Here is a 17604-nt window from a genome sequence, read left to right as displayed (position 1 = left end):
TCAGGGCGCGAGGGCGTGGCGCAGCAGCATCGGCACGGCGCGGGGGCGCCGCAGGACCGCGGTGGGCAGCAGGGTGAGCGCGTGCAGGCGCGAGGAGACGTGCAGGCGCGCGGCACGGGCGGCACGGCGCCAGCCCTTCTCGGCGACGAGGCCGGCGGCGAGGCGGAAGTAGTCGCGCTCCCCCGCGAACCGGTCGCCGTCGAGGAGCTCGACGGATGACGCGCTCGCGTGGTGGCGCCGGTACGCGAAGCAGACGGTGGGCTCGAGCAGCATGGTCGCGCCGTCGCACAGCAGGTCCATGACGACCGCGAGGTCGAGCACGATCGGGAACCCCGCCCTGAACGGCGTGGCGGCGAGCCGCGAGCGCCGGAACGCGAGCGAGGGCCAGTACAGCCAGTCCCCGTGCAGGAGGGTCACGGCGAGCGCCTCTCCCCCGAGGACCGTGGGCCCGGCCACGCGGGGGCGGATGAGCCGCTGCTTGACGGTGTCGGCGAGCGTGCGGACCACCTGTCCGTCGCCGTCGATGACGTCGACGCCCGGCTGCACGATGTCCACGTCGGGGTGCTCCGCGTAGGCGCGCAGCACGGTCTCGACGTACGTGGGCCGCAGCAGGTCGTCGCAGCCGCACACGACGACGATGTCGGCGGTCGCGAGCTCGACGGACCGCTGGAACGCGGCGGTGATGCCCTGGTTCTCGGCGTTGCGGACGTACCGGATCCGCGGGTCGTCGAGGCCCTCGAGGTAGGCGCCGGCCCAGTCGGACGGGTAGGCGTCGTCGAGCACCGTGAGGCGCCAGTGCGGCACGGTCTGCGCGAGGACGCTCTGGACCGCCTGGCGCAGGTACTCGGGCTCGCCCCAGTACGGGATGACGACGTCGACGTCGCCCCGCGGCGGGGCCGCGGAGCCGTCGGTCATGCGGAGGTCTCGCCGTCGCCCGGGGCCGCGGGGTCCAGGGAGGCGCCGACGTGGTCGGCGGGCACGCCGTCGAGGGGCGCCGCGGCGTCGAGCGGCGAGTACCCGTCGGCGGGCAGCGGCAGCTCGGCGTCACCCGCGACCGAGCGCAGCAGCGCGCGCTCGACGTCGAGGCGCAGGAGGGCGACCTCCTCGACGATGGTGCGGGTCTCCTCCTCGAGCGTCGTGATCTCGGCGCTGAGCTGGATGCAGACGAGCAGCAGCACGATGAGCGCGAGCGCGAAGAGCAGGTTGCTGGGCGTCTGCACGCCGACGACCCGGGCGAGCCACTCGACGGCCCCGGGGAAGGCGCCGAAGACGCACACCCCGACGCCGACGACGATCCACGCGACCGCGTACTTCTCGCGCAGGCGCCGCGTGCGGAGCAGGACGACGAGGAACCCGACGAGCAGGACGCAGGCACCCAGGGCGAAGGCGTAGCCGCTCACCGGCGGACCTCCCGTTCGGTCATGGGACGCGAGAGCGCGATGAGCATCGCGAGCAGTGCCCGGCCGAGGAAGACGGCGGCCTTGACGGGGCTCTGCGACGGCGCGCCGCCGGCGCGGGGACGCATCTCGACGCCGACCTGCCGCACGCGCAGGCCTGCGCGGCACGCGATGACCAGCGACTCGATGGTGTCGCCCAGGTACTCGGCGGGGTACTCGGCCGCGAACAGGTCGATCGCGCGCCGGTTCGCGGCGCGGAAGCCGGACGTCGTGTCGGTCAGCCTCGTGCCGGCGATGCGGGACAGGACGAACGCGAGCACCGTCATCGCCCAGCGTCGCGCGCCGCGGACGGCGTAGGCGCCGCGCCCGGCGAACCGGGCGCCGATGAGCACGTCGGCCTGCTCGGCGACGAGCGCGTCGAGCATCCGCTGGAGGTCGGCCGGGTCGTGCTGGCCGTCCGCGTCGACCTGGACCGCGACGTCGTACCCCTCGCGCTGCGCGAAGCGGAAGCCGGCGCGCATCGCACCGCCGACCCCGAGGTTCAGGGCGAGGTCGAGGACGAGGGCTCCGCCGGCACGGGCCACGTGCGCGGTGCGGTCGGTCGACCCGTCGTTGACGACGAGGACGTCGGCGTGCGGCACCGCGACCCGCAGGTCGGCCAGCACCTGCGGGAGGGACTCCTCCTCGTTGAGGGCAGGGATGATCACGAGGAGTCTCGCGGTCGGCGCCTGGTCCACGGGGAGTCACCCTATCGCCAGCCGGGCCGGCCTCCGGGGAGGCCGCCTGCGCACGCCTAGACTGCGGCAGTGCCCACGCCCCCGCTCGTCCGCGCCGTCGTGGTCACCTGGAACGGTGCCCACCTGCTGCCGCCGTGCCTGCGCTCGCTCGAGGAGCAGGCTGTCGACGGTGGCCTCGAGGTCGTCGTGGTGGACAACGCGTCCGTCGACGGGACGGCCGAGCTCGTGGGCCGGGACTTCCCCGGCGCGGTGCTCGTGCGCTCGCCCGAGAACCTGGGGTTCGCGGGCGGTGCGGCGCTCGGCATCGAGGGGTTCGCGGGCGAGTTCGTGGTGCTGCTCAACAACGACGCGGTCTTCGCACCGGGCGCGGTCCAGGCGCTGGTCGACTGCGCACGGCGTGCGGGCAACGAGCGCGTCGGTGCGGTGACGGCGAAGGTTCTGCTGGTGCCCGACGGCGACGGCCCCGTCCTGGTGAACTCGACGGGTTCCGTGGTCTCGCGCGCCGGGACGGGCGCGGACCGCGACTGGCTGGTGCCCGACGGCGAGGAGTCGAGCGACCCGGACGTGTTCGGCTTCTGCGGGGCAGCGGCCTTGCTGCGCCGCGCCGCGCTCGACGAGGTCGGCTCGTTCGACCCGGGCCTCTTCCTCTACTACGAGGACACCGACCTGAGCTGGCGCCTGCGCGCGGGCGGCTGGGCGGTGCGGTACGAGCCGACGGCCGTCGCGCACCACCGGCACGCGGCGTCGTCGGACACGACGTCCGCGCTGTTCCGCTACCAGAACACGAGGAACTCCTTGATCGTCTTCGGGCGGCACGCGCCCCTCGCCGTGGTCGTCGGGTCCTTCGCGCGGCAGACCCTGGGCTGGCTGCGCTCGTGCGTGGCCGACGGGCCCACGGGTGCGCTGCCCCGTGCGCGTGGCCGGGCGCTGCGGGACGCGGTGCTCCGGGCGCCACGGACCCTGCGTGAGCGACGTGCCCTCTGGGCAGGCGCCTCGACGTCGCGCCGCGAGGTCGCGGCCTACCTCTCCTCCCGGGCCCCTCTCGCGACGCGGGCCGGCGCATGAGCCCCGACCCACGCCTGGCTGTGGCGATGACCGTCGAGCAGTGCTGGCAGCGCGTGCCGGGCGGCTCGGCGACGTACATCCTCGAGCTCGCCCGGGCCCTCGCCGAGCGGGACGACGTGACGGTCACCGGGATCTCGGCCGCGCACCGCGATCCGCCCCGCCCCGAGCTCGCACCGCCGGTGCCCGTGCGCGCGTCGCGGCTGCCGCGGTACGCGCTGTACCGGGCCTGGAACGCCGCGGGTCACCCGCGCGCCGAGGGCCTCGTGCCCGGCGCGGACGTGGTGCATGCCACGACGTGGGCGATCCCCGCGACGCGCAAGCCCCTGGTCGTGACGGTGCACGACGTGGCGTTCCTGCGCGACCCCGAGCACTTCACGCCGCGCGGCGTCCGCTTCTTCACGCGCGCGCTGGACCGCACGCGCGACGAGGCCGCGGCCGTCGTCGTGCCGTCCGAGGCGACCGCGGACGACTGCGTGGCCGCGGGCATCGAGCGCTCGCGCGTCCACGTGCTCCCCCACGGCGCCCCCGCATGGTCGGTGACGCCCCAGGACGTCGAGCGGGCACGGCAGCGCTTCGACCTGCCGCAGCGGTACGTCCTGTGGTGCGGCACGCTCGAGCCGCGCAAGAACCTGGGCGTCCTGCTCGACGCGTTCGCGCTGGTCGCCGAGGCGGACCCGGACGTGCACCTCGTGCTCGTCGGGCCGCCCGGGTGGGGCGAGGCCCAGCCGCGGCCGCAGGGTCCGTGGGCGTCGCGCGTGCACCACACGGGTCGCGTGGCGCACGGGGACCTCGCGGCGCTGTACGCCGCGGCCTCGGCCTTCTGCTTCCCGTCGATCTGGGAGGGGTTCGGCCTGCCCGCGCTCGAGGCGATGACGATGGGCACACCCGTCGTCACGTCGCGCGGCACCTCCATGGCCGAGGTCGTGGGCGACACGGGGGTGCTCGTGGACGCGCAGGACCCGGCCGACGTCGCCGCGGGCCTCGTGCGCGCCCTCGGCCCCGAGGGCCCCGAGCTCGGTGCGGCCGGAAGAGCGCGCGCGGCCGGGTACACGTGGGCGGCGTCCGCCGAGGGCCACGTGCGTGCCTACCGGGCCGCCGCCGTACCATCGTTCCCGGTCGGCTGAGCCGGCCACGCAGGTCCGCGGGCCCCAGCCGCCCCGGATCGACGGCGCACCGCGCCCGACCCGTTCCGCGTCGAGGGGACCCATGACCGCCGGCACGCCCACGCCCACGATCGCCGAGCCCGCCGGTGACGCCCGCGCGCGGCGGCGGAGGCCGGGCGCGCAGGCGCAGGCGCCCACGTTCCGCCTCGACATCCAGGGCCTGCGGGCCGTGGCCGTCGGGGTCGTCGTGCTCTACCACGCGGGCCTGCCGTGGCTCCCGGGCGGGTTCGTGGGCGTCGACGTGTTCTTCGTCATCTCGGGCTTCCTCATCACGCAGGGCCTCGTGCGTGAGCTGTCGACGAGCGGACGCATCTCCCTGGCCGGGTTCTACGCGCGCCGCGCGCGGCGCATCCTCCCGGCCGCGACGGTCACGCTGCTCGGGGTCGTGGCCCTCGCGGTGGCCCTGCTCCCCCGTACCCGCTGGCTGGACCTGGGCCGCGACGTCGTGACGAGCGCCGCCTACGTCGTCAACTGGGACCTGGCCGAACGCTCCGTCGAGTACCTCGCCCGTGATCAGGCGGCGTCGCCCCTCCAGCACTTCTGGTCGCTCGCGGTCGAGGAGCAGTTCTACCTCGTGTGGCCGCTCACGCTCGTGCTCGTCGTGGGTGGGCTCGCCTCGCTGCGCCGGGTGCGCGGCTCCGCCCGGGGGCACTCGGCTGCGGACCTGGGCGTCGCGCTCGCCGTCGTGGCACTCCCCTCGCTCGCGTGGTCCGTGCACCTGACGTCGGCCGACCCGGGCCCCGCCTACTTCGTGACCACGACGCGCATGTGGGAGCTCGCGATCGGCGCGGGCCTGGCGATCCTCGGGACGCGCCTGCGGGCCCACCGCACCGTGGCCGCGGTGGTCGGCGTGCTGGGCCTCGCGGCGATCGTCGTCGCGGCGGTGACCTACACGAGCGCGACGCCGTTCCCCGGGACGGCGGCCCTGCTGCCGACGCTCGGTGCCGCCGCGGTGATCTGGGCCGGCGCCCAGCAGAGCGGGACTCCCGCAGGCAGGCTCCTGTCGCTGCGGCCGATGGTGTGGGTCGGTGGCCTGTCCTACTCGCTCTACCTGTGGCACTGGCCCCTCATCGTCATCGCGACCGCGCAGCTCGGCGAGCTGCGGATCCGGCACGGCCTGCTGGTCGCCGCGCTCTCGTTCATCCCCGCGTGGCTCAGCCTGCGGTTCGTCGAGCGCCCCGCGCTGCGGTCGCGCGCGCTGCGGTCCGACGCCGGCCGGTCCCTGCTGCTCGGCGCGGTGTGCACGCTCGTGGGGGTCGTCGCAGGGCTCGGCCTCCAGAACGTCGCGCTGACCTCGGCGCGCGACGCCGCGGCTGCCGCCGGGGGCGCTGGTGGGGCGGGCTCGCCGACGGCGACCACCCCGGGCGGGCCCGTCGTCGACCCCGCGGTCACCCCCGGCGCCGCCGCGCTGACGGGTGACCCGGCGCTCGGCGCGCCCGTGGACTCGTTCCCGGTGGTGGTGCCCGACCCGCTCACGGCCGCCGGTGACGCGCCCCAGATCGACGGGCACGGCTGCACGCTCGACGAGGCGTCCACCGCTGCGGCGCCGTGCTCGTTCGGCGACCTCGACAGCGACGTGGTGCTCGCCCTCGTCGGCGACTCGCACGCCGACCACCTGGTCCCCGGTGTCGAGGCTGCGGCCGTCGCGAACGGCTGGCGCCTCGACGTGTACACGCGCGGCTCGTGCCCCTTCACGGCCACGACCGTGGACCTCGACGGCCGCCCCAACGTCGCGTGCGACGAGCGCAACGCCAACGTCACGGCGGCCCTGCTCGAGGAGCCGCCGTCGATGCTGCTCGTCGCGACGAGCCGCTACCAGGTCCACGACGACGGCGACGTGCCGAGCCTCGAGGAGAGCAAGCCCGCGATGGCCGAGGGGTTCGCGGACGCGTGGGAGCCGTTCACGCGCGCGGGTATCCCCGTCGTGTCCTTCCGGGACACCCCGCGGCCCGACGTCCTGGTCCCCGAGTGCGTGCTGGCGAACCCGGACCGTCTCACGGAGTGCGCCATGGAGCGCTCCGACATCCTCTGGCCCGATCCCCCGGAGGTGACCGCGGCCGACGGGAAGCAGCTCGTCCACGTGGTCGACCTGACCGACTCGATCTGCCCGACCGACACGTGCGCCGCCGTCGTGGGCGGGGTGCTCGTCTACCGCGACGGGAACCACCTCACGGCCACGTACTCGCGCTCGCTCGGAGGGGTGATCGGGCAGCGGCTCGCGTCGGTGCTCGCCGGGGGCGCGTGAAGGGGCGTCGGGGACGCCGTTCGTACAGCACCGCCATTCCCGGCAAGCTGCGCGGAGCATCGACTAGGCTCTCGACGATGTCCGGCCGGACCTGCCGACGTCATGGTTGCCAGGCGGACCTGCCTCGGGGGCGATGCGAGCGCGGTCGGGCCTTCGTCACGATCCGCCGTTCACCGTCCGGCTGCGGGGACCAGGCCACGCCCTGCATGCCGTTCTACGCTCGCCCCGGCCGTCTCCGCATCCGTGGGGCGACCGCGTCTCGCCGGCCCCAGGCTTAAGGAGAGCTCGTCCCATGCAGTGGGTTCCCATGAATGACCTCGGCCGTGCGCTGACAGCAGAGCGGGACCAGCTGCTGGCCGCATTCACCGGAACGCTCGACAGCGGTTGGCTGGTCCAGGGACCCGAGCACGCCGCCTTCGAGGACGCGCTCGCTCAGTACGTGGGGGCCGACCAGGCGGTGGGTGTTGCGAGCGGCACCGACGCCCTCGAGCTCGCGCTCAGGGCGAGCATGCCCGCCGGACGCCGGACGGTGTTGACCGCGGCCAACTGCGGCGGGTACACGACGACGGCCGCCCGCCGCGCGGGGTTCGAGGTCCGGTATGCCGACATCGACGAGGCCACCCTCCTCCTCGACCCGGCGGCCGCAGCGAAGGCCCTCGACGACACCGTGGGAGTCGTCGTCGTGACCCACCTCTACGGTCGCGCCGCGGATGTCAGTGCATTCCGCGAGCTCGCGCACCCGCTCGGCGCCGTGGTGCTGGAGGACTGCGCACAGGCTCTCGGCGCGAGGCTGGACGCAGGCCGCGTCGGCTCGCTCGGCGACATCGCGGCGTTCAGCTTCTACCCCACGAAGAACCTCGGCGCCCTCGGCGACGGCGGGGCCGTTGCGACGTCGCTGCCGGACATCGCGGCCCGGGTGCGCACGCTTCGACAGTACGGCTGGCACGGCAAGTACACGATCGGCGAGGACGGCGGGCGCAACTCCCGCCTCGACGAGCTCCAGGCTGCGATCCTCCGGGGTCGGCTTCCGGCCCTCGATGCCGGCAACGCACGACGACGCGACATCATCGGCGCCTACGCGGCGCGGGCGAGCGCGGGCGTCAGGGTGCTCCCTGCGGAGGGGCCGTCTCACGCAGGGCACCTCGCGGTCGTGCGGACGCCCCGTCGGGATGCTCTGCGCGACCACCTCGCCGCCCAGGGCATCAGGACGGACGTCCACTACCCGATCCCCGATCACCGGCAGCCGGCCTTCCGCGGCGAGTACGCGGACCTTCACCTGCCTGTCACCGAGGCCGCCGCAGACCAGATCCTGTCCGTCCCCGTGTTCCCGGAGCTGACGGACTCCGAGGTCGAGAGAGTGTGCGATGCCCTCGGCTCCTTCTGACGACGCGACCAGCACGGGGGTCGAGATCCGCTACTCGGTCGTCATCCCGGTGTACGGGAACGAGGCGACTCTCCAGGCCGTGATCGAACGCCTGTCCGAGGTCGCGAGCCGCCTCGACGGGCCCATGGAGGCCGTCTTCGTCGTGGACGGTTCGCCCGATGCGTCCCTGCTGGTGCTCCGCCGCCTGCTCCCTGGTGCAGCCCTGCCCAGCCAGCTCGTCGTGCACTCGCGCAACTTCGGTTCGTTCCCCGCGATTCGCACAGGACTCTCGGTCGCACGCGGCGAGTACATCGGGGTCATGGCAGCGGACCTCCAAGAGCCACCCGAGCTCATGGAGCAGTTCTTTGCCGAGCTCGCATCGGGCGGAGCGGACGTCGCCGTCGGCCGCCGGATGTCTCGCGCCGACCCCGGTATGAGCTCCTTCGCGTCCCGCACCTTCTGGTGGATGTACCGGAAGGTGATCAACCCTGCGATCCCGCGGGGAGGCGTCGACGTCTTCGGCTGCACACGCGAGGTCGCCACAGAGCTGCTCCGCCTCGACGAGGCACACTCGAGCCTCGTCGGCCTTCTGTACTGGGTGGGCTACCGTCGCGCGGAGGTGCCCTACGAGCGCGCCGCGCGGACCGAGGGTCGCTCGGGGTGGACGTTCCACAAGCGGGTGCGATACCTGCTCGACAGCGTCTTCTCGTTCACCGACATCCCGATCAGCCTGCTCAGCACCGTGGGGCTGGTGGGCGGGCTGTTGACCACGGTGGCCGCGATCGTCGTGTTCGCCGGCTGGGCGACCGGACGCATAGAGAACCCCGGGTACACACCACTGATGCTCGTCATGCTGTTCTCGACCTTCACGCTGCTCTCGGGCCTCGGGATCGTGGGCTCCTACGTCTGGAGGACCTTCGAGAACAGCAAGTCACGACCCGTCGCGATCGCCATGAGCGTGGAGGTGTTCGGCGGTGAGCGCTGACGCCCCGCGTTCGCTGACGTCGTCTGCGTGGCGTTTCGTCGTCGCGGGCGGTTTCAACACCCTGGTCACAGGGGTGGCCCTCTCCCTCCTCGCGCAGGTGATCGATCCGCGCCTTGCCTACACGATCGTGTTCCTAGTGGGCATCGGCATCTCGGTGGCGCTGGCGGGCGGGTTCGTCTTCGGCGTGGCGATGACTCGACGCCTGGTCGTCCTGTACGTGGCGATGTACCTCCTCGTCTACGTCGTCGGGCTTGGTGTCGTCGCCCTTGCCGACGCCGCAGGGATGCCGGACATCGGGAGCGGCCTCGTCGTGCTGGTCACGGCGCCCCTGACCTTCATCGGTGGGCGCCTCCTCCTCACCCGCGGCGTCGCCGCACCGACCGATCCGCTCGAGAGGACACAGGGATGAGCCCCTACGTACACCCGCAGGGCATCTGCGAGTCGGAGCACGTGGGCGAAGGGACCCGCGTCTGGGCCTACGCACACGTCCTGCCCGGGGCCGTCGTCGGCCGGGACTGCAACATCTGTGACCACGTCTTCATCGAGAACGACGTCACCGTGGGAGACCGCGTCACCATCAAGTCGGGTGTCCAGCTCTGGGACGGCGTCCGCCTCGGTGACGACGTGTTCGTCGGTCCGAACGTCACCTTCACGAACGACCGCTTCCCCCGCAGCAAGCAGTACCCGACGCAGTTCCCCCGCACCGTGATCGCCGACGGCGCATCGCTCGGAGGCGGTTCCGTGATCCTTCCCGGGATCCGGGTGGGCCGTGGCGCGATGGTCGGTGCGGGGGCGGTCGTCACGCGCGACGTCCCGGCCAACGCCATCGTCGTCGGCAACCCTGCGCGCATTCGCGGCTACGTCAAGGACGCCCAGGCGGAGGAGAGGTCGCATCCCGCAGGCGCCACCGTCGCCGCGTCCAGCACCGCACTCGTCGGTGGAGCCCGGCTGATCTCGATCACGGTGGCTCAGGACCTCCGCGGTTCCCTCGCGGCTGTCGAGATGTCCCGGGACCTGCCCTTCGTCCCCGCACGGTTCTTCGCCGTGTTCGGCGTGCCCTCGAAGGACGTCCGGGGTGAGCATGCCCATCGCGAGTGCTCGCAGGTCCTGGTGTCGCTGCGCGGGTCCGTCCGCTGCATCGTCGACGACGGTGAACGCCGGGACGAGGTCGTCCTCGACCAGCCCGACGTGGGCCTGTACATGCCGCCCATGACGTGGGGGACGCAGTTCGACTACTCCGCTGACGCGGTGCTCGCGGTGTTCGCGTCCCACCCGTACGACGGTGCCGACTACATCCGTGACTACGACGAGTTTCGCGCCCTGGCCGGCTCCGTGTCGTCCGATGGGCGCGAGGCGTGACGTCGTGGCGTCACGCCCGGCGGCTGCCGCCCCGTCCGCACCCGGCGGCAGCAAGGCGGTCCGAGCGGGCGCGCCGACGGATCCCCCGGGCCACCACATGATCGACCGGGCTCGCAGCGCCATCCGACGGGCGCGCGCCACGACGGCGCCGACACTCCTCGAGGCACTCGTCGTCCTGGGAGCGCTCGTTGCGATCCAGGTCGTGGTGTTCCACGCGTACTACGGGGGCGCGGCATCCCCCGCCGGTGACTTCCTCGGCCTCTACAGCAACGAGCCGGTTGCCTGGTGGCGCGACGGCGGGCTTCTCGATCCTCCAGACTGGATGCCCTACGTCTGGGGCGGCTACCCCGCGGTGGCGTCGATCCAGAACAGCGGCTGGTACCTGCCTGCCGGCATTGCCTCGCTCGTGGGCTTCGACATCCACGCTGCAGCCGTCCTGCAGGCCCTGCACGTCGCGATCGCCGGGCTCGGTGTGTATGTGCTCGGGAGGCGCGCAGGACTCGGGCGGATCGCCCCTCTCCTCGGGCTCGTGGCGTACTCCCTCTCCACCGGGTTCTTCTCGAACGCACCGTACGTAGACATCGTGCGTGGTCACGCGCTGGCACCTTGGGTCCTCCTGTGCCTGTCCCCTTTGTGGCCGTGGCGTCGCGTGTGGGCGGTGCCCGCGGCGGCTGTGGTCTTCTGGCAGGCGGCAGTCGGGGTCTACCCAGGCATGCTCACCGCCTATGCGTACGCCGGCGCGGCTTGGGCCATCGCATGGCAGATCGGTACCCGTGCGCCGTTGCGGCGGTTCGCACTCCCCGCCGTCGGTGCTGGACTCGTTGCCCTCCTGCTCTCGATGCCGAAGTATCTGCCTCTCCTCGTGCTCCGGACGTTCAAGCCCGGGGATGTGGAGGATCTGTCCGTCCTGGCACGGTCGACGCTCGGGACGTTCGTGCTGCCCGAGTTTCCCGGGCTGCCCGGGATCTACTCGATGAACTCGTACTTCGTTCCCGCCGCGGTCCTGCTCCTCGCCGCGTTCGTCTCCTTCCGGTCGCCGGCCGTCCGGGCGGCCCTTGTCGCACTCGCGGTGACGCTCGTCATCACGGTGCCGCAACTGCCGTTCCGGGACGCGGTGGAGATGCTGCCCGGCATCGGCACCAGCCGGTTCCGCCTGAACGACTTCCGCCCGTTCGTCCTGCTGCCGCTCGTCATCGGCGGGATGTCCGGGCTGGCGCGCCTGCTGGACGCTCGCGGCATGCCGCTGCAAGGGCGCCAGCTCTCGACCAGGCTCGTCGTGGTGGTGCTGATCCCTGTCGCCGCAGTCTCCTTCCTCGTCCTTGGTAGGTTCGGAGAGGGCACCTGGCAGCCGACGTTCGGCGTCCTAGTCGCCTCGGCCCTGGTGGTGGCGGCACTCGGAGTCCTGACCGGCCGAGTACCGGGCATCTGGAGCACGGCCGCCGCCGCCCTCGTCGTTGCCCTCGCCGCAGGGTCCGGCCTGACCTATGTCCGCGCGATCAGCGACTTGTGGCGCGTCGACTCGGTGGTCGCGCAGGAGGCGCTGTGGGGAGCCACGTCAACGGAACTCATAGCCCATCACGTTGATCTCACGGATTCGACGCAGCGCGTTGGCCGATCTGCCCGAGCGACCGAGGCGACACGCAGAGACCTCATTGGCACGCGATATAACAGCGCCTACTACACGGGGATACCTAGCGTCGGCGGGTACCTTAACGTTCACATGTCGGCATCGTTCGTCGAGGCGCACAAGGCCCTCGATGATCCAGCGACGGCAGAGGCCGCGGCGGCTCTCCTGGAAGCCCCGGGAATCGCGATCGGTTGGACGGGCGACCTGCCTAGCCCCGATGCCGTCGCTCGATGCGTGGAAGACCACCAGTGCAACGGCGTGACCACGACGCCCGTCGCGTACGCCGTCGACACGTTCGTCTACGAGATCGAAGCCGAGGTGCCGATGACGGTCGTCCTCAACGAGGCTTACTACACCGGCTGGTCCGCGCTCCTAGTCGACGAACAAGGGCGAGCGACCGTCGGCGAACCCACGCTCGGCCCTGCAGGCATGATCGCGCTCCAGGTCCCGGAGGGCAGCTGGCAAGTCACTCTCACCTATCGGACGCCACTCGAGGGTCTGGCCGATGCACTTGCCGCCGCGGGTCTCCTACTTGCAGCAGTTCTGACAGTCGCGCGCGCCCGGGCCCTTACCGGCCGCCGGCGCCACATGGCCGCAGCGGGTTCCTGAGGTCCCCGTTGTTCGTCACGCCAGCAGGGCCCAACGAAGATGGACCGCTGGGTATGGAAGACAGGAACGGAGCGCCGTCGAGGGGCACGGCTACACTGAAGGCACTGACGGACCGTCCCCTAGACAACCGGTCACCGTACAGTGCAGGCTCGGCCAGCGACAAAGGAGTTCGCCATAACGCGCCACCTACTGATCGCCAACGGTGCCTACCTCAGCACACTCGTGCTCGCGACGGTAGCACTCCGTCAGAACGACGACCACGATCTGGTGGTGCTCGGTGCCCGCGAACCAGGTGTCGAACTCGTCGAGTCGTTCGCTCGTACGGTCGGAGTAGTGCCCACGACTATGGCGACCGCTCGAAAACGGATATACGACTCCGTCCTGATACACAGTTACGCCCACTGGGCGGACTTGCAGGACATCGTCGAATCACTCCAGACTACTCACGTCGACTACTGCGCCGACGGACTGCGAAACGAACTCCGATTCAATCCACCACATACCGGCATACAACGCGTCCGCTCGCTGTTCTACTTTGGCTACACACTGCACAACCAACTCGTATCAACACAACTGGGCAGTGTCAGTTGGCAGACAGTCCCCGTCGACTCTCTCGGCGAGTTCTGGCGGTGGCTCGAGCGGGAGCGGCCGACCGAGAGGCCCCGGCCATCGGACGTTCTGCACCAGGATGACCTGCTCGTCGCTATGCGTTACTGGGGACGCTCTCGGATGTACCCAACGCGTGGCGCGATGACCGCCGCCGACATCCTAGGGGAGTTGGATCTGCCCCATGGGACGCGTCGCCTCATCGTCCGAGCGGACCCCCGGTCACTCGTTGACTTTCGTCGGATGCTCGCACGGATCCGAGAGGTGCTTCCACCAGACGTTGAGCTCACAACCTGGGCCGACCTCATCGGGTATGACGCAAGCCTCGGCTCGCTCGATGTCCTCGACCGCTTCGCCTACACAGAACACTGGAGGCTCGGCGCCTTCTTTGGGTACGATGGCACGCCGAACATTCTCATATCCGCAACCCAGCCCGGGACTCGCGTGATATGGCCATCATCCGAACTCATCCGCAACGCCATAATCGACCCGGCCGCCGCCGCTGCGACAACCGAGACGATTCGCATTCAGCGTGCCGTCGCCCAGCAATTCAGCATGGACGTCAAAGTGCCGGAAGTCAGCACTTCCGGAACAAAAGCCGCGGCGATACTCGACCGAATCGACCCCAGGTCCCACGGCGGCGTCTCCGACTGGACGCGATCGGAAGTTGAGTCAGTGATCCTGGCAGTGCTAGATGTCGTGGGCCTCGGCTGCACGGCAGACGCAGGAGAGACCGTCGACCGTCTCCGAGGCCTCCTCGCAGACAGAGTCCGCTTCGAGAACTTGCTTCTCGAGCAAGGGAGCACGGTCAGAGAATCAGAGCGCAACGAGCAAGGAGACGGAAGATGACGATAGCTTCCGACATTACAGTGATTGTGCCGGCACGCTCAGGGAGCACTCGCCTCCCAGGTAAGAACGTCGCACCGCTTTCCTTTGCTCCGGACCACACGATGTTGACATGGAAGTTGCACCAGTTGAAGCAGGTGTTTCCCACCGAACAAATCGTGGTGTCCTCCGATTCCGTAGCCTACCTCCATCTCGCCAGGGAAGCAGGAGTGGGCGTGCACCATCGTTCAGACTACCTCGCGTCTTCCACCGTTCCGTTCAGCGAAGTCGTGACCGCACTCGCACAGGTTGTACGCACCGAGTACTTTGGATGGGCGCCCCCGACTTCCCCGCTCTTCGGCCCACGGCACATCCGAGGGATGGTTGAGACATTCGCGCATATCAGCGACGTGCAACGCACCGCGGGCCTCGGGACGGTCGAGAGACTCGTCGGATACTTCGGGTATGACGGTAGGTGGTTGAATTTCACTCCTGGCCGGTCGCATCGCAACTCCCAGGATCTCGTTTCGCCGGTCCGCGTGACCTGGGGCCTCTCGCTCAGACGGACGTCGGAGGTGATGGCCACGGAAGCCCTGTTTCAATCACTAGATCCCGCCTTTATCGTCCCTTCATGGGCCGGCATCGACGTCGACGACGACCTTGATCTCCGGACTGCAGAACTCCTTTGGCCCCTCTATCAGCAGTTCGAGCAGAACAGCGCTGAGGTATAGCGCATCGCGAGTACTAGAACTCGCATCCACATCGAGAGTTGCAACACAAAACGCTGGACTGAGCGTGCGCAGCTTCTACTCGTATTGGTAGCAGCACGACGTCTACCTTCCGTGCAACGACCGCCCGAAGGAGTGTGAGGATGAGCGAAGTCGCACGCAGCCCAAGAGCGCTCGTCATAGGGGGTTTCGGTGCGCTTGGCACGTCTATAGCCGCTCAACTGGCCGCTGATGGATCCGACGTATTGCGGTCGTCTAGGACGCCAAGACCTGGATCACCCGGGGCTGTCATTCTTCCCGCCGACGGCTCGGTCACGGGACTTCCGACACTCCACGCCGTTGTATGGGCACAAGGCATGAACGTGAACGACTCCATCGCCACCTTTTCAGACCGGGACCTCTCTCAGATTCTGGAGGCCAACGTTGCGCTCGTTGCACGGCAGATGCGATCGCTCATCGAAGCCGAGCGGCTCATCACTGGCGCCCGTCTCGTCGTAGTCAGCTCGATCTGGGCAAACGCGGCGCGACCCGGTAAGTTCACCTACACGGTCTCCAAAGCAGCGATCTCCGGGCTCGTGCGTGCCGCGGCTCTCGATCTCGCGGGACGCGGCGTCCTCGTCAACGCAGTTCTGCCGGGACCTGTCGACACCCCGATGACCAGAGCAATGCTGTCTGCCCGACAGATCGAGGAGTTCGAGCGTTCCACCGGTCACCACCGACTCATCAGACCTGAAGCCGTGGCGACCCTTGTCTCATATCTCTGCTCACCTCTTAACACTGGCGTCTCTGGCCAGTCCCTAGTTGTAGATTTGGGGTATTCGATTGGTCACCAAGTCTAAGTTTCGCGTGCAGTCAGCGTCTGGGGCCTACGATGTGAGCCTCGGGCCAGGGGCGTTTACCCATGCGCTAGACTGCAAACCGGCAGCGATTGTCGTCGACAGCGCCTTGAGGGATCGCATCCCTGTCACCAATGTGCCAGTGCTGGAAATCGGAGCGGTGGAGAGCGGGAAGACGCTTGCAACCTGCGAGAGCCTGATACTCCGGTTGAAGGAGGAGAACATCAGGCGTGGCGACCGACTCCTCGCGGTCGGTGGTGGGATCACGCAAGATCTCACGTCTTTCGTCGCGCAGGTATACATGCGGGGCCTAGATTGGGACTACGCACCCACAACCCTAATGGCCATGGCGGACTCGTGCATTGGCGGGAAGAGTTCCATCAACGCTGGCGGCATAAAGAACGTCGTGGGCGGATTCCACCCACCTGAGCAAGTCTTTGTGGATCCGGCTTTTCTGTCCTCCCTGACACAATCAGCGGTCGCGGCGGGTCTCGCCGAGGCGGCCAAGATTGCGTACTGCCGCGGCGCCGACTCGATGCAGGAGTATCTAGAGCACTATGACGGCTTCGCCGCGAATCCCACGGCGCTGATCGATCAAGTCCTCCGCGCAAAGAAGTGGTTCGTCGAGGTTGACGAGTACGATAATGGGGAGCGGCGGCTACTCAATTTCGGACACACTTTCGGGCACGCCTTCGAGGCTGCCGTGGGGCATTCGCTCAGTCACGGCCTCGCGGTTGCCGTCGGCATCCTGTGTGCGATACGTCACCCATCAGCGTCCACTGGACCTCTTGTCGAGAGGCTCGAAGCCCACGTTCGAGAACTTCTCTCCTCGGCTCCCGATCTCCCGCCGGCGCTCCTCCGTTTTGATATTGCTACCTTTGAGAGAGCCTTCCGCTCCGACAAGAAGCACACAGCCTCGGCGTTCCGGCTTATCCTACCCAGACCGGGGGGAGGAGTCTCGGAAGTGGAGACGGATAGCGGTCGCGCCGGATGGCGATCGGTAGAGCATGCAGCACTTTCCGCCATTGAGTCGCTGGTGGCGGCTCCTCGTTGATGCAACAGCCCGTCGCCAGTTGAGCCCCTCGCCTTCGCGCGCACGGCAGGTCTTGCCAGCTTACAACGCGACCCTTGGAGTAGTTGTGAATGAGTTCGAGCGTCAGATGGTCGAGATCCTGACAGTTGGCCGGTCAGAGTTCGACTACGCATCCGTCAAGGCGGAGTTTGAGGCGGAGGGCACCCGTACGGACGAACTGGTGCGCTTAGCCGAGATTGCCAACGCCGCTGGGCTGCCGTTGACGATCAAGATCGGCGGATGTGAGGCTGTTCGCGACCTGATGGACGCTAGGTTGTTCGGGGCGAGCTACGTCGTGGCTCCAATGATCGAGAGTCGATTTGCACTGTCGAAGTACATTGGGGCGAGGAACCGAGTGTATGGCGCCGACTCCACAGATGACACAAGCTTCCTGTTCAACATGGAAACGATCACGTGTTTTGAGCGCCGGGAAGAAATTCTCGACCATGCCGCTGAAGCATACGGCGTGGACGGCGTGGTCTTTGGGCGCGTGGACTTCTCCGGGAGTCTTCAGTTGGACCGCGTCGCAGTCAACTCCGAAGCCATCACTCACTACGTTCTTGAGGCTGCCAGAAGTTGTCGCCTTCGCGGGCTGGACTTTGTTGTCGGCGGTGGAGTGTCGCTCGACTCGTTAGCGGAACTGGAGAATGTGCGATCTGAGCACCTAACTCGATTCGAGACACGTAAGGTCGTCATCCGCGGCGAGGCCCTTGACCGACCGACCTCGCGCCAAGCACTACTTGCCGCGATGGAGTTTGAGTTGCTTTGGCTGCTGAACAAGCGCGAGCACTACAACACTCTTCGAGATGAGGACGATACGCGAATCGCGATGCTGGAGGCTCGGGTCCGGTCGTAGGCGTCCTGGACCTCAACGGTCGAGTACTGCACAGACGCTCGCCAACTGTGCGGGTGAACCGCCCCGGCGTGTCCGGAGACTCACTGGTGTGAGACCTCCGCTGTTGGCGTGAGGCTGTGGGCAGCGTAGTA

The 17604-nt window shown here is 69.2% G+C and carries 16 protein-coding genes; 13 read left to right on the top strand and 3 right to left on the bottom strand.

The window, feature by feature from the left end; genetic code table 11:
* Genes FZ988_RS03150 through FZ988_RS03140 form a run of 3 tightly spaced genes read right to left on the bottom strand, consistent with a single transcriptional unit; the run spans position 1 to position 2134 of the window.
* On the bottom strand, positions 1–915 hold the full coding sequence (locus FZ988_RS03150; protein ID WP_149202577.1) for a glycosyltransferase: 915 nt from the start codon (positions 913–915) through the stop codon (positions 1–3).
* Complete coding sequence (locus FZ988_RS03145) at positions 912–1400, bottom strand: DUF2304 domain-containing protein (protein ID WP_149202576.1); 489 nt, start codon at positions 1398–1400, stop codon at positions 912–914. Before FZ988_RS03145 ends, FZ988_RS03150 begins: the two co-directional genes overlap by 4 nt.
* On the bottom strand, positions 1397–2134 hold the full coding sequence (locus tag FZ988_RS03140; RefSeq protein WP_149202575.1) for a glycosyltransferase family 2 protein: 738 nt from the start codon (positions 2132–2134) through the stop codon (positions 1397–1399). The genes FZ988_RS03145 and FZ988_RS03140 overlap by 4 nt, the downstream gene beginning before the upstream one ends.
* A 69-nt stretch (positions 2135–2203) precedes the next feature.
* Here FZ988_RS03140 and FZ988_RS03135 point away from each other — a divergent pair, with 69 nt between their 5' ends.
* The 13 genes from FZ988_RS03135 to FZ988_RS03075 all read left to right on the top strand — a co-directional run bounded on the left by FZ988_RS03135 (position 2204) and on the right by FZ988_RS03075 (position 17473).
* On the top strand, positions 2204–3199 hold the full coding sequence (locus FZ988_RS03135) for a glycosyltransferase family 2 protein (protein ID WP_149202574.1): 996 nt from the start codon (positions 2204–2206) through the stop codon (positions 3197–3199).
* Positions 3196–4323: a glycosyltransferase family 4 protein gene (locus tag FZ988_RS03130; RefSeq protein ID WP_223145025.1), complete on the top strand. Its 1128-nt coding sequence runs from the start codon at positions 3196–3198 to the stop codon at positions 4321–4323. Before FZ988_RS03135 ends, FZ988_RS03130 begins: the two co-directional genes overlap by 4 nt.
* Before the next feature lie 82 nt (positions 4324–4405).
* The gene (locus FZ988_RS03125; protein ID WP_149202573.1) at positions 4406–6607 is read left to right on the top strand and encodes an acyltransferase family protein; all 2202 of its coding nucleotides are present in this window, start codon (positions 4406–4408) and stop codon (positions 6605–6607) included.
* A 292-nt stretch (positions 6608–6899) separates the two neighbouring features.
* On the top strand, positions 6900–7991 hold the full coding sequence (locus tag FZ988_RS03120; protein WP_149202572.1) for a DegT/DnrJ/EryC1/StrS family aminotransferase: 1092 nt from the start codon (positions 6900–6902) through the stop codon (positions 7989–7991).
* On the top strand, positions 7972–8955 hold the full coding sequence (locus FZ988_RS03115; protein WP_246169165.1) for a glycosyltransferase family 2 protein: 984 nt from the start codon (positions 7972–7974) through the stop codon (positions 8953–8955). The genes FZ988_RS03120 and FZ988_RS03115 overlap by 20 nt, the downstream gene beginning before the upstream one ends.
* The gene (locus FZ988_RS03110) at positions 8945–9364 is read left to right on the top strand and encodes a GtrA family protein (protein WP_149202571.1); all 420 of its coding nucleotides are present in this window, start codon (positions 8945–8947) and stop codon (positions 9362–9364) included. Before FZ988_RS03115 ends, FZ988_RS03110 begins: the two co-directional genes overlap by 11 nt.
* Entirely contained in the window at positions 9361–10314 is a 954-nt protein-coding gene (locus FZ988_RS03105) for a WxcM-like domain-containing protein (RefSeq protein ID WP_149202570.1), read from the top strand. The genes FZ988_RS03110 and FZ988_RS03105 overlap by 4 nt, the downstream gene beginning before the upstream one ends.
* Positions 10315–10411: 97 nt before the next feature.
* Entirely contained in the window at positions 10412–12550 is a 2139-nt protein-coding gene (locus FZ988_RS03100; RefSeq protein WP_149202569.1) for a hypothetical protein, read from the top strand.
* A 222-nt stretch (positions 12551–12772) separates the two neighbouring features.
* On the top strand, positions 12773–14005 hold the full coding sequence (locus FZ988_RS03095) for a hypothetical protein (RefSeq protein ID WP_149202568.1): 1233 nt from the start codon (positions 12773–12775) through the stop codon (positions 14003–14005).
* A complete protein-coding gene (locus FZ988_RS03090; protein ID WP_149202567.1) occupies positions 14002–14712 on the top strand; it encodes a cytidylyltransferase domain-containing protein in 711 nt (236 codons plus the stop codon). The genes FZ988_RS03095 and FZ988_RS03090 overlap by 4 nt, the downstream gene beginning before the upstream one ends.
* Before the next feature lie 140 nt (positions 14713–14852).
* Positions 14853–15548 carry an SDR family NAD(P)-dependent oxidoreductase gene (locus FZ988_RS03085; RefSeq protein WP_149202566.1) on the top strand — a complete coding sequence of 232 codons (696 nt, stop codon included), beginning with the start codon at positions 14853–14855 and terminating at the stop codon, positions 15546–15548.
* A gap of 139 nt (positions 15549–15687) precedes the next feature.
* Positions 15688–16599, top strand: a complete 912-nt coding sequence (locus FZ988_RS03080; RefSeq protein WP_188078954.1) for a 3-dehydroquinate synthase — start codon at positions 15688–15690, stop codon at positions 16597–16599.
* An 85-nt stretch (positions 16600–16684) separates the two neighbouring features.
* The gene (locus FZ988_RS03075; RefSeq protein WP_149202564.1) at positions 16685–17473 is read left to right on the top strand and encodes an aldolase/citrate lyase family protein; all 789 of its coding nucleotides are present in this window, start codon (positions 16685–16687) and stop codon (positions 17471–17473) included.
* Positions 17474–17604 lie beyond the last annotated feature (131 nt).

It is taken from the genome of Actinotalea subterranea (assembly GCF_008364845.1).
GTDB classification, from domain to species: domain Bacteria; phylum Actinomycetota; class Actinomycetes; order Actinomycetales; family Cellulomonadaceae; genus Actinotalea; species Actinotalea subterranea.
The sequence above is the reverse complement of the archived record's forward strand: the minus strand, read 5'-3'. Positions and strand labels throughout refer to the sequence as shown.